This is a genomic window from Planococcus liqunii (assembly GCF_030413595.1).
In the GTDB taxonomy this organism is placed as follows: domain Bacteria; phylum Bacillota; class Bacilli; order Bacillales_A; family Planococcaceae; genus Planococcus; species Planococcus liqunii.
Map to the genome: position 1 here is coordinate 3,457,312 of NZ_CP129238.1, position 12,024 is coordinate 3,469,335.

Sequence of the window (12,024 nt, forward strand, 5' to 3'; positions counted from 1 at the left end):
CCCTTTTCGTTGTTTATAAATGACCAAAGCGCCGAAGCGTTTCGGGACTTACCTGCTTTAATAAAAGATATTCTTATCGTTGTATACAGCTTCAAGCCTTGCCAGGTTTTCTTTTACCTTGGCATGTTCTTTGACATAAACAAAGCGCATCACAGAGGTCAGCAAGGCATGGACTGCTGTGTAAGAATCAATATTCAAATTGGTGCTTACATCGACAGTCAGTGAGATGTCCGCAAAATTGACAGCGGGCGATTTGGAAGAATCGGTCAATAACACAACGCCTGCTCCCCGTTCTTTGGCAGATTGCACGGTTTCCACAACCATTTTTGTATAGCGGGGAAACACAAAGGCTATCAAAATATCTCCCGGCTCAAGTTTAGCCAACTGGCTGTAGTAATGCCGGTCTGATGGAAAAATCATTTCCGTGGATCCGACCGTCATATCCAGCCACCCTGAGAACCAATGCGCCAATCCATAATCGAAAAAATCGCTTGTTACATAAATCCGATTAGCCGAACTGATCAAATCGACTGCCTGAAGCAGCACATCTTCCTTCATCGCCTGCTTGAGCTTGACGATGCTTGCGATTTCCGCATCAAACAGATTTTCCAGAAATGACTGGTCAGCATTTAGCGGACGGGCTTCCTGTTCGGTCTGTTCAAGCCGGTCTTCTGCGAGTTTTCGCTGAACAACTTGTTGGAATTCCGCATACCCTTTATACCCCAGTTTCTGTGTCCAGCGAATCACTGTGGATTCACTGACGTTCACTCTTCTTCCAACTTCGAGTGCGGAGGAGAATGCCAGAAAAATAGGCTCACGAAAAAACAAATCACCGACTTTCTTTTGGCCGGAACTAAAATGTTCATAAGATTCCGACACGCTACGCAGTAAATCCTGCATTACATCCCCTCCAAAACAAGAAGTTACTCAAATACTTATAAAAAGTGTAACCTTTTGCAGGAAAACCTGCAACACTTCTCTGAATATTCTTTGAATCTTTTTTCTTATGGATAATTTTACATCTAATGGTTTTCTATTGGTTTGTTCTTTTATGTATTACGCCGAAGATCTTTTTTGGTTTAAATTGTCCTATGAAAAATACGTCGCCAAAAGAAAATTAAATCTTTAAATAAAAGAGGGGAAAATCGAATTCAAGAAATGCAGGATATACTTCATCGTTAATTTTTAGAAAATATTCCCTCGCTTCATTTGCTTTAAACACAGTTCTCCATTATTTCGGAAAAATAATAGGAATATCCGTCTTTTGGAACGAATAAAGGGTAACAAAGGGTATGGATAGATTTTAAAAGGAACTATGAGTAGAATAAAAATATAATATTCATATAAGAATAGTATTGGAGTGGAGACGTATGGTTTGGGATACACGTATTTTCCGGCTTTTCATTGTTTGGTATTGCATCGGCATCATCTTGCTCAGTTTTGACTTGCTGCCGCCATGGCTTGAATGGGCAAACGCATTCTTCCTAATGCTCGCCGGCACGCTCGGCTTCCTTTATTTCTTCCGGAAGTTCGGCAAAACTGCCGGCAGCATTCTTGGCATCGTCATTTTTGTAGTGACCTTTATTGTGGAAGGGGCAGGAGCTAGTGTGGATTTCCTGTTCGGTTCCTATGATTATACGGAACGTTTCGCCCCTAACCTTTTCGGCGTGCCGATTGCAATCGGTTTTGCCTGGCTGATGGTCATGGCAACCACCCATGTCCTGGCTTTGTCCATTTTTCCTCAAGGAGGATGGAAATATGCCGTTGCCGGCGGGTTAGGCGCTGTCATTATGGATTTGATCATCGACCCAGTCGCTTATTTATTGAAAGGCTATTGGATCTGGGAAGACAGCGGGTTTTATTATGATATCCCTTGGACAAATTTTACCGGCTGGTTTATCCTCGCATCTATTCTTCACCTGCTAATCGACAGGCTGATGAAAAGACAGCCCGGCACGAAAAGTTACGGCCTGCTTGAAAAGCGGATGGTTCTTCTGTACATACTGATTACCGCGATGTTCGTGCTGCTCGCAGTGCTCGGCGGCTTATGGCTGGCAGCTGTCCTTACAACACTGCTTTCCGCATTGTTCGTTGCACTGGCACAGAAAAGGAGGCCAATATGATCAAAGCGAAAAAAATGCCGCTGTTTGAGAATGCCTTTGAGCTGTATTTGAACCCACTGATTCGCCGATCTTTTGCCAATGTGTTCGGCAAAGGTATTGTTCAGCCCCCGTCCGAGCCAGTTCTTTTTATCGCGAATCACAGTTCCTGGTGGGATGGCCTGTTGTTCTTTTTCCTGAACCGCAGTGTTTGGCGCCACGATGTCCATATGATGATGGATGAAAAAGGGCTGAAACGCTATGGATTTTTCCGTTACCTTGGGGCTTTTTCCATCAACCGCAGCAAGCCAAAAGATATTTTGGCTTCTCTGCAATATGCGGAGCAATTGCTGCTAAGCGGCAAAACCGTCATCCTTTTTCCGCAAGGCGAAGAATTCCATCAGGAAATCCGGCCGCTCGGCTTCAGCACCGGCATCGCTTATTTGATGGAGCACTGTCCGGATGTTCCAGCCATTCCCGTCTCTTTTTATTATTCGTTCCGGCACGAGCGTAAACCCGAAGTATGGGTACAGCAAGGCACCCCTTTCTACTACGCAGAAATTCCAGGGTCAGCAAGAAAAGAGAAAACCGGCTCCATTGAACGAGCCATTACAGAACAGCTCGATCAGTTGAAAAGCGAGGCAGTTTCTGAAAATACTGCTGCGTTCCGGAAATTTACAGGAAGGAGGGAATAGCATGTTCTTTCTGATTGCCGCCCTTTCCGCTTTTCTTCTCTGGACTGTTTTCAATAGTTTTTTTCTTCCTTCACTTCCGAAAACCTTCACACTGCCAAATTTGCCGTTAGTATCCGTACTGATTCCGATGCGCAATGAAGAACGCAATGTCGAAACACTGACGTCGGCGTTAAAAGCCGCGGTGTACCCGAATCTGGAATTCATCATATTGAATGACCAGTCTACTGACCGCACAGGCATCTTGCTGGAACAATTGACTGCTGGCGATTCCCGTTTTACTGTTATTGGCGGAAAAGAGCTGCCCTCTGATTGGGTGGGGAAAGTCCATGCCTGCCATCAATTGCAGCAGCATGCCAAAGGAGAGTACCTGCTATTCATCGATGCGGATATTCGCTTTTCCCCTGAAGCAATCAGCCAGGCGCTGGCACTGATGACCCGGCGCAAAGCAAAACTGCTGTCGGGTTTCCCGGCTTTTGACGTTCCGCCTTTTCTAAGCAAACTGTTAGTGCCCATGCAGCATTTTGTCGTGCTGTTCCATTTGCCGCTTGCCTTAGCTAACTATGCGAACTTTCCGGCAGCTACTGCAGCCAACGGCATGTGGATGATGTTCGAGCGGAAGAGCTATGACGCAGTCGGCGGCCATGCCGCAGTGCGGAATTCTCTCGTCGAAGACGTCCATATTGCCCGGCGCTTCAAAGCTTCGGGACATAAAATGCTGCTTGCCAACATCACCAAATCCGTACAATGCCGCATGTACGACACCAACCATGACGTATGGGAAGGATTCCTGAAAAACAGCTATACCGGCATCGGCCGCTCGCCGATCTTTGCTGTCGCATTGGCGTTGTTCTACAGCTTTTTCTACATCTTGCCGCTGTTTCTAGCCCTGTACGGGATAAGCACAAACAAGCTGCTGTTCACTGTTCCATACGTTCTGGCTGTTCTGCAGCAAGCATATGTCATGGTGAGTACCCGGCAGCGCCTGTATCTGGCTCTTTTAATCCCTCTCCAAGCGGCAGCGATGATTGCCGTGCTGCTTCAATCCATGTGGAAAAGTTGGCGAAAAAAACCGTATACGTGGAAAGGCAGGGAATATTCATGAAAAAAGTGATCATTATTGGAGGCGGACTCGGCGGGTTATCGGCAGCGGTCACTTTGGCGCATGCCGGTTTCCAGGTCCGTCTTTTCGAAAAAAACCAGCACCTCGGCGGCAAATTGATGCCGGTGAAGCTTGGCTCCTTTTCTTTCGATTTCGGCCCGAATACCATTACTATGCCGGAAGTATTTAAAGGCATCATCGAACAAACAGGTGAACGTTCAGAAGATTATTTTGAGTTCCTTCCACTGAGGGGCCATACACGAAATCATTTTCCCGATGGAACACAGCTTGATTTTTCCTCCGACCCGGAAGAAATGGCAAATGAAATCAAAAAGCTTTCTTCCAAGGACGCTGCCAACTACCCCGCTTTCCTGAAAGAAGCAGAGCGGCTGTATGGCATGTCCGAGCGCTATTTTTTCCCAGCCACCTTCCAGTCATGGAAAGATTATTTGTCGCCGTCGCTCGGCTTGGCACTTCTTCGCGCCAGGCCCACTGAAACGCTTCACCACTTTTTTAGCCGCTACTTTTCAGACCGCCGCATTGTCCAGGCGCTTGACCGCTACGCCACTTATATCGGTTCGTCGCCTTTTAAAGCTCCGGCTACTTTTTCCATGATTGCCCATCTTGAACTTGGCCAAGGCGTTTATTACACCAAAGGCGGCAACGTCCGCATTGCTGATGCTTTTGCAGCCCTGGCCCAAAAATACGGGGCTTTGCTGCAGACAGAAGCCGAAGTCGAAAAGATTCTTGTCCAAAACGGCAAAGCGGCCGGTGTCGAGCTGGCCGGCGGACAAATGTTCGAAGCCGATTTAGTCATCTTGAACGGCGACTTGTTGTCCGCTTACCCGAAGCTCGTGGAAGAAAAGCACCGGCCGTCTTTCACAGACGCCAAAATCAGCCGTTTTGAGCCATCGATATCGGCATTTGTCATTACTGCCGGGCTGAATACCCATCTTGCAGGATTGAAGCACCACAACATCTTTTTTTCAGGCAATTACCGGCAGGAATTTGATGACTTGTTCGCCACGCAAAGCTATAGCCAGGAACCGACCGTCTATATCAGCAACTCTTCTTATACGGATTCAACCGTTTCGCCTGAAGGAAGCAACTTGTTCATCCTGGTCAACGCCCCTGCACTTAGTGCCGACGGAGAGCTGCAAATTGATCCCGAGGCGTATAAAGAGCGGATTTACGACTTTCTTGAAACTTATGGCATCGACATCCGGAGCCATCTGGCAGAAGAACGGATATTTACTCCTTTATTTTTGAAAGAAACTTTCAGCGCGTACCGGGGGGCTTTGTACGGGCCATCTTCCCATCGCAAAGCCGATGCGTTCCTGCGCCCGGCAAACGCCAGTTCCGACATTGAAAACCTTTACTTCATCGGCGGAAGCACCCACCCCGGCGGCGGCTCGCCGATTGTCACCATGGGCGGACAAAATCTCGCCAAGCGCATCATCAAAAAGTACACAAGCTAAAAAAGGATTCAGCGCCAAACGGCGTTGAATCCTTTTTTAGCTTGTACTTATCCAATTTCTGCGCTCAGGAAAAGCACTCGAGTTATTCTTATAAACAGGCAAGTATCGCCTGTTTTGATTGCTCGGAAACATAATGCTTTTCCCGAAACACCATGTATTCCTTGTCCCGGATGGCCGACAGGATTTCCCGGTAAACCAGCCCGGCTCCTTTAACCGCCATTCGCGACTGAAGCGGATACTCGTGGACAGTTTCAAATGAATGCCGGTAATGCCGCTCTGCTTCTCCAGCGAGCTCTTCCCACACGGAAACAAAAGCAGCGTTCACATTGCCTTCTTGCAAATCCGTTTCTGTCAGTCCATGCTTTTGCATGATTTCCTTTGGCAGATAAATGCGGCCGATTTTCAAATCCTGTCCAATATCCCGAAGAATATTCGTGATTTGCATCGCATAGCCAAGAGATACGGCGCCTTCCTGCAGAACAGCCGTTTTGCCAGGCGCCAGAATTGGAAGCAGCATGAGTCCTACGCAGCTCGCTACATGATAACAATAGTCCATCAAATCATCGAGGGTTTCGTACCGGCTGACCACCAGATCCATCTCTTGCCCTTTAATTAGGCTATGGAAAGCTTCTTCATCCATTTGGAAGTTTTCAAAAACGTCAGCGAGCGCCACCCACATGGCATTGTCCCGATCATAAAAGCCAGCAAGGAATTGCTGGAAAGAACGTTTAAACCCTTCGAGTTCCAGGACCGGATTGGTTCCTTCATCCACTATGTCATCAACTGTCCGGCAAAATGCATACACCGCCCATACCGCTTTCCTTTTCTCTTTTGGCAGCAGTGAAAACGCCTTATAAAAGCTTTTGGAATTGGCAGCAATAATTTCTTCACAGCGATTGTAAGCTTCCCTTATCTCGATCATAATGAACCGCTCCCTTCACTCATGAACTCCCGTTCAACTTCTTCTGCCAGCAATTTGGCTCCCTGCATGACAATCGGAATGCCACCGCCCGGATGGACCGAAGCTCCGACAGCGAACAACCCGCGGGTTTTATAAGGCTTGACCTGAGGACGGAAAACGCCCGACTGGAACAGCGTCGGACCAATGCCGAAGCTTCCGCCTTTGAATAGCCCGAATGCTTCCGCTTCAGAAGGCGTACGAACTTCCATCCATTCCGTCGCTTCTCTTAATCCCGGAAAAGCCAATTGCTCCGCTCTGTCTATCACTGAATCGATCCATTCCTTCTCTGACGCCCAGTCAACATCTGAACCCGAAGGCACCGGAATCAGGACATACAAGACACCTTTTCCTTCCGGAGCAAGCGAAGGGTCAATTTTAGAAGGGTGAAACGTATAGAACGCCGGGTCTTCCGGCAATTTCTTTTCTCTGAAAACGTTTTTCATATGGTTTGAATAGCTGTCGCCGATGAAAAACTGATGGACATTGACGTCTTCGTACACTTTGTCGAGCCCGAAATAAAGCAGGACACATCCTGAAGAAGGTGTAAATTCTTTCTTTTTCGCAGCTGGCAGCACGCCGTCGATTGATGGAAAGTCTCCATTATAAATTACGCCGTCGAACGGCTGAAATCCTGCTTCCGTTTCAACTCCTTTTGCCGCGTCCCCTTCGATCCGGATTCTTTTTATCGGCGTCGAAGTGTGAATGGCAGCATTCGGCCGGCTCCGAAGTTCTTGTTCAAGAAGCGGAATCAAGCTGCCGTAGCCGCCTTTCAAATAGTGGACACCGTGTTCATGTTCACTGAACGGCACAAGTGAATAGATGGCCGGGGCATTGAACGGGTCTCCCCCGATGTACAATGCCTGCAGCGTATAGGCCAGCTGCAGCCTTTCATCTCTAAAATAATTGGACATCAATTTTTTTACAGACTGCTGCGGTTTCAGTTTCAGCAGTTTTTTTACATTGCCTGGCGTCCAGAAATCAGCCTTGTTTACAAAGGAATGTTCCAGGAAGGCAGGCGCCCCGATTTCAAAACGTTCTTTGCCTTCTGCCATAAAACGACGGAACCCTTCCTCTTCTCCCGGAAAGACCTGTTCCACTTCTTTCATTTGGCGGTCGAAATCGGGATATTTCGTATAGACCTTGCCATCCGGAAAACGAATCGTATAAAGCGGGTCACACAGCAGCAATTCGTAGCGGCTTTTCGCTATGCCGGCTTCTTCGAGCAGTTTCTGAAACATTTTCGGCAAAAGGACAATGGTCGGGCCTTCATCAATGCGGAATCCCTCCCGTTCAACAAAGGTCAGACGGCCGCCCAGTTTCGGCTCTTTTTCAAAAATGGTGACCTCATGGCCTTGGCGGGTAAGGAAAAGTGCACTCATCAGCCCTCCAACTCCGCCGCCTATAATTGCCAGCTTCATTGAGATCCCTCCCATGCCGGAAGCGGAGAAATCGGAACCGCTTTTTTCCCATACTGCTCAAAAATACCATTTGCCGTAATTCGCGCCGACTCCAGAATGGTTGGCAGCCCGCTTCCCGGATGCGTTCCACCTCCCACAAGCCAGCAATTGTCCAGTTCCTCGAATTTATTGTGCGGTCGGAAAATCATCATTTGCGACAATTGGTGCCCCAGGTTGAAGGTCGCTCCTTTGTAGACAGAATAATCGTGTTCCCATCCAAATGGCGTCAACAGTTTTTCTTCCACGATGTGGTTTCGCAGCCCTTTAAACTCGGTTTTTTCTTCTATAATATCCAGGACAAGGTCGCGGAATACTTCCTGTTCCTGTTCCCAGCCGACTTCACTGAAATTGTTCGGTACAGGTGCGAGGACATACAAAGCGGACTGGCCTTCAGGCGCCAAGGTCGGGTCAGTGACGCTGGCGTTTTGGATATAGATGGACGGATCCGCTGATAAAATGCGGGAATTGGTGATTTCTTCGACGTTTTTCTTATAATCCTTTGAAAAAACAATTGTATGGTGCGACAAATCATATTTCTTATCAAGGCCAAGATACATCATGAATGTGGAACAAGAGTATTTCTTTTTCTCCAATTTCTCAGGAGTGTATTTTTTCAAAATGCCCGGTTCCACTAAATGGGTCATCACATGGGCGAAGTCCCCGTTGATAATTACTTCATCCGCCAGTTCCGTTTCCCCGTTTTCCAGTTCAACGCCTTTGACGGCCCGGTTTTCAATCACCAGTTTTTTCACTCCATTGCCGGTATGGATACGGCCGCCAAGTTCTTTGACGACTTTGGCCATAGCCTGCGACAATTGGTTCACCCCTCCTATAGGATGGTAAATGCCGTATGCGTGCTCCATATAAGAGAGAATTGTAAAGGCCCCTGGACATTCCCAAGGCGACATGCCCAAGTACTTTGATTGGAAGGCAAATGCCATTTTCAGGCGCTCATCTTTGAAATAGCGCGATAACACTTCATAAAGCGTTTTATTGACTTCAAGTTCCGGCAGCGCTTTGATCACTTTTGGCTGCATCATGTGGATCAAGCGGTCCATGCGAGATTGCAACAAAGGCGTCAATGCTTCCAGCTTTTTCCCGGTCTCTTTCATAAAACGGACGTATCCTTCTCCGCTTCCTTCAAAGTTTTCATCAATCTGTTTTTTCATCTCATCGAAATTGTGGGTCATCACCAGATTTTGATCCTCAAAAATCAATTCGTACATCGGGTCCAGTTTTACAGCGTCCATATAATCGTTTAAATTCCGCCCCGCAATTTCAAACAGTTCCTCGACTAAATGAATCATGCTCAGGAAAGTCGGACCGGTATCGAAGACAAATTCCCCGAGCCGCAATTCTGCATTGCGCCCTCCTACTCGATCGTGTTTTTCGTAGACATCCACTTGATATCCTTGGCTTGCCAATAACATTGCAGCGGCTAAGCCGCCAGGACCTGCGCCAATAACAATCATTCTTTTTTCCATGACTTAACCTCCGTTCAGCCTAACTTCTAAAAAAGTTAGACATTTCTTATACATATTATATATAACCATTCTCATATAAACCAGTGATAAGGATTTTAAAGAATTTAGAATTGCAACTTATTCATTTTCCTATGACGTGATAATCAGGTTAAGCGGGAGTTCCTGCAGACGCTATTGCAGCGTAAAAAATCCATATGAAGCGGAAGATGGGGCAGAAGCGATCTAAATGGAAAAAGGTTGGCTATTCGCTATTTAAATTAGACTACACATGAAAAATTTCCCTCTTCCCTTCTTCTTTAAACGCTTGGCATACTCCTTTAATATGGCCGATATACATATCCCCCTCCATCATTAGCTGAAAGCGGCACAGTAAAACGGCACAAAAAACCCGGCAAGCAGATTTCTTCGCTTGCCGGGTTTCAAGTATTTATTTCAGGATTTTAATTTTGACGTTTTTTCTTCCCCATTTAAGCGCAGCGCTTTTTGTTGGGATGAAAACATCAATTTTATTGCCTTTGATCGCTCCGCCAGTGTCGCCGGCGACTGCATAGCCGTAGCCTTCAACATGGACTTTGGTGCCTAGTTTGATGACTCTCGGATCCACCGCAATCACTTTCAAGCCCGGGTTTTTCTTCAGGTTAATGCCGGTTCTTGTAATCCCGGAACACCCTTTGCATGATGCAGTATAAGCGGATGCAGAAACGGTGAATTCCTTAACCACTGATCCGGAAGTCGAACGTGATGGGGTTTTCGCTTTTGCTTTTGCTGGTTTAGCAGCTGAGCCTGTAACTTTTAATTTTTGTTTCGGTTTGATGACATCGGATTTCAATTTATTCCATGATTTTAAATTGCTGACGGATACTTTGTGCATTTTAGAAATTTTATATAGGGTATCTCCACTTTTAACTGTGTATGTACTTGCTGCTGCCGAACTCTCAAGTGATGTGCTAAGGAATAAAGCTAGTGCAAAACTTAGAATGATCAATAGTTTTTTCAAGCTGTTCTCTCCCTTTGTTTGTGTTTTATTAGCTTAAACAAAAATAGCACGGGAATATTACAGGCATGTAACAATAAAGGACAGGTTTCATTACAATTTGACTCTTTTTCGTGACATAAGTACTCAAAAATGAAATAAAAGCTAATTCAATGTATTCACTTAATAGGGATATTAGTTATATAATATGTAGGATATTTCCTTTTTATGACTTACTTTCTGCTAAAAAACATAGAAAAACGGATGCTTTCAACAAGCATCCGTTTTTCCTGATTATTTATTTGCCTTATGGACTTTTAAGGTTTTCCCTTTTATGGTTTTGTCTTTCATCGCTTTCAGCACCATTGGCCCTTTGCCGTTCAGGATATCGATATACGTTACGGTGTCCTGAATTTTAATGATTCCGATGTCTTCTGCCGTCACACCCGGAATGCTGGTGAGCGTGCCGACAAAGTCGAATGCCCGCAATTTCTTCTTTTTGCCGCCGTTGAAATACAGCTTTAAGATATCTTTGTTCACTTGCTCGTTCTTGTTCTTTTTCAGCGCCGGACGGCTTTCCATCTTTTCCTGGAAGGCCGGTTTTGCTGAGCCGATCTCTTCGGCTGACGGTGCACTCCGCTCCGGAATTTCAAAACCGATATAAGCTTCGATTTCTGCCAGGAATTTGTCTTCGTAAGGTGTGGCAAATGTGATGGCTTTCCCTTTTTTGCCGGCGCGTCCGGTTCTGCCGGCACGGTGCACGTAGCTTTCCTTTTCGAGCGGTACATCGAAATTGACCACGTGAGTGATGCTGTCGATGTCGATTCCACGGGCCGCTACATCTGTCGCCACCAAATAGCGGAACTCGCCGCGCTTAAACTCGTTCATGACGGCGAAACGGTCTTCCTGCATCATGCCGCCATGCAATTTATCGCAAGTGTAATCGTGTTTTTCAAGCTGCTCCACCACAAAGTCGACATTGTCTTTCGTGCGGCAGAAAATAATGCAGCTGTCCGGGTTTTCTACAATCGTCATATCCCGCAGCAATGCGAATTTCTTTTTTTCTTCCACCCGGTAAAGCGAATGCTCAATCCGGTCCGTCAAGGTTTCAGTGGAAGCAATTTCAATATGTTCAGGATTGTTCATGTATTTGCGCTGAAGATTCTCCACGTTCTCCGGCAGCGTCGCCGAAAACAGCATGGTCGTCCGCTCAGCAGGAAGCTTGTTGATAATGGCCTCCACTTGTTCAATAAAGCCCATATTGAGCATTTCGTCCGCTTCATCCAGCACCAAGTATTCAATCCGGCTCAAGTTCAGCGTACCCCGTTCGATATGGTCCATTACACGCCCAGGGGTCCCAACGACCACGTGGCATTTCTGTTTCAATTCTGCCTGCTGGTAAGCAAAAGGCTGTTTACCATAGACTGCTGCCGCTTTGATGCGCTTGAAGCGTCCGATATTGGTAATGTCTTCTTTTACCTGATCGGCCAGTTCCCGCGTCGGCGTTAAAATAAGCGCCTGCGGTTTGTTCTCTTCCCAGTCGACCAATTCACAGATGGGAATACCGAAAGCTGCGGTTTTCCCGCTGCCTGTCTGCGACTTTACCGCAACGTCAGTCTTTGAAAGTGCAGACGGAATGACTTTTTCCTGCACTTCTGTCGGCTTCGTATATCCCAATCCTTCAAGGGCCCGCAGTATCGGTTCACTGATGTTATATTCTTCAAATCGTTTTTCGTTCATGTGTTTGTTTGCTCCTTCTCCGCTCAAAAATCTATAGG

The 12,024-nt window shown here is 46.6% G+C and carries 10 protein-coding genes; 4 read left to right on the forward strand and 6 right to left on the reverse strand.

The window, feature by feature from the left end; genetic code table 11:
• Positions 1-57: 57 nt before the first annotated feature.
• A complete protein-coding gene (locus QWY22_RS17120) occupies positions 58-900 on the reverse strand; it encodes a MurR/RpiR family transcriptional regulator (protein ID WP_300982024.1) in 843 nt (280 codons plus the stop codon).
• A 470-nt stretch (positions 901-1,370) separates the two neighbouring features.
• On the opposite strand from QWY22_RS17120, the gene QWY22_RS17125 reads away from it, so the two are divergent.
• Genes QWY22_RS17125 through QWY22_RS17140 form a run of 4 tightly spaced genes read left to right on the forward strand, consistent with a single transcriptional unit; the run spans position 1,371 to position 5,371 of the window.
• Positions 1,371-2,123, forward strand: a complete 753-nt coding sequence (locus tag QWY22_RS17125) for a carotenoid biosynthesis protein (RefSeq protein WP_300982025.1) — start codon at positions 1,371-1,373, stop codon at positions 2,121-2,123.
• The gene (locus QWY22_RS17130) at positions 2,120-2,794 is read left to right on the forward strand and encodes a lysophospholipid acyltransferase family protein (RefSeq protein ID WP_300982026.1); all 675 of its coding nucleotides are present in this window, start codon (positions 2,120-2,122) and stop codon (positions 2,792-2,794) included. Before QWY22_RS17125 ends, QWY22_RS17130 begins: the two co-directional genes overlap by 4 nt.
• A gap of 1 nt (position 2,795) precedes the next feature.
• Entirely contained in the window at positions 2,796-3,896 is a 1,101-nt protein-coding gene (locus QWY22_RS17135) for a glycosyltransferase family 2 protein (RefSeq protein WP_300982027.1), read from the forward strand.
• Positions 3,893-5,371 carry a phytoene desaturase family protein gene (locus QWY22_RS17140; RefSeq protein ID WP_300982028.1) on the forward strand — a complete coding sequence of 493 codons (1,479 nt, stop codon included), beginning with the start codon at positions 3,893-3,895 and terminating at the stop codon, positions 5,369-5,371. The genes QWY22_RS17135 and QWY22_RS17140 overlap by 4 nt, the downstream gene beginning before the upstream one ends.
• Positions 5,372-5,459: 88 nt before the next feature.
• Here the strand turns inward: QWY22_RS17140 and QWY22_RS17145 are convergent, their stop codons facing one another.
• The 5 genes from QWY22_RS17145 to QWY22_RS17165 all read right to left on the reverse strand — a co-directional run bounded on the left by QWY22_RS17145 (position 5,460) and on the right by QWY22_RS17165 (position 11,986).
• Positions 5,460-6,293, reverse strand: coding sequence for a phytoene/squalene synthase family protein (locus QWY22_RS17145; RefSeq protein ID WP_300982029.1), 834 nt, complete (start codon positions 6,291-6,293; stop codon positions 5,460-5,462).
• Entirely contained in the window at positions 6,290-7,750 is a 1,461-nt protein-coding gene (locus QWY22_RS17150) for a phytoene desaturase family protein (protein WP_300982030.1), read from the reverse strand. Before QWY22_RS17150 ends, QWY22_RS17145 begins: the two co-directional genes overlap by 4 nt.
• Positions 7,747-9,273 carry a phytoene desaturase family protein gene (locus QWY22_RS17155; RefSeq protein WP_300982031.1) on the reverse strand — a complete coding sequence of 509 codons (1,527 nt, stop codon included), beginning with the start codon at positions 9,271-9,273 and terminating at the stop codon, positions 7,747-7,749. The genes QWY22_RS17150 and QWY22_RS17155 overlap by 4 nt, the downstream gene beginning before the upstream one ends.
• A gap of 427 nt (positions 9,274-9,700) precedes the next feature.
• A complete protein-coding gene (locus QWY22_RS17160; RefSeq protein ID WP_036805237.1) occupies positions 9,701-10,270 on the reverse strand; it encodes a 3D domain-containing protein in 570 nt (189 codons plus the stop codon).
• A gap of 270 nt (positions 10,271-10,540) precedes the next feature.
• Positions 10,541-11,986, reverse strand: coding sequence for a DEAD/DEAH box helicase (locus QWY22_RS17165; protein ID WP_300982032.1), 1,446 nt, complete (start codon positions 11,984-11,986; stop codon positions 10,541-10,543).
• Positions 11,987-12,024: the final 38 nt, after the last annotated feature.

Coding starts and splice junctions, on each gene's coding strand:
- QWY22_RS17120 (WP_300982024.1), bottom strand. CDS start 900: ATGCAGGATTTACTGCGTAGCGTGTCGGAATCTTATGAACATTTTAGT.
- QWY22_RS17130 (WP_300982026.1), top strand. CDS start 2,120: ATGATCAAAGCGAAAAAAATGCCGCTGTTTGAGAATGCCTTTGAGCTG.
- QWY22_RS17145 (WP_300982029.1), bottom strand. CDS start 6,293: ATGATCGAGATAAGGGAAGCTTACAATCGCTGTGAAGAAATTATTGCT.
- QWY22_RS17140 (WP_300982028.1), top strand. CDS start 3,893: ATGAAAAAAGTGATCATTATTGGAGGCGGACTCGGCGGGTTATCGGCA.
- QWY22_RS17155 (WP_300982031.1), bottom strand. CDS start 9,273: ATGGAAAAAAGAATGATTGTTATTGGCGCAGGTCCTGGCGGCTTAGCC.
- QWY22_RS17125 (WP_300982025.1), top strand. CDS start 1,371: ATGGTTTGGGATACACGTATTTTCCGGCTTTTCATTGTTTGGTATTGC.
- QWY22_RS17150 (WP_300982030.1), bottom strand. CDS start 7,750: ATGAAGCTGGCAATTATAGGCGGCGGAGTTGGAGGGCTGATGAGTGCA.
- QWY22_RS17165 (WP_300982032.1), bottom strand. CDS start 11,986: ATGAACGAAAAACGATTTGAAGAATATAACATCAGTGAACCGATACTG.
- QWY22_RS17135 (WP_300982027.1), top strand. CDS start 2,796: ATGTTCTTTCTGATTGCCGCCCTTTCCGCTTTTCTTCTCTGGACTGTT.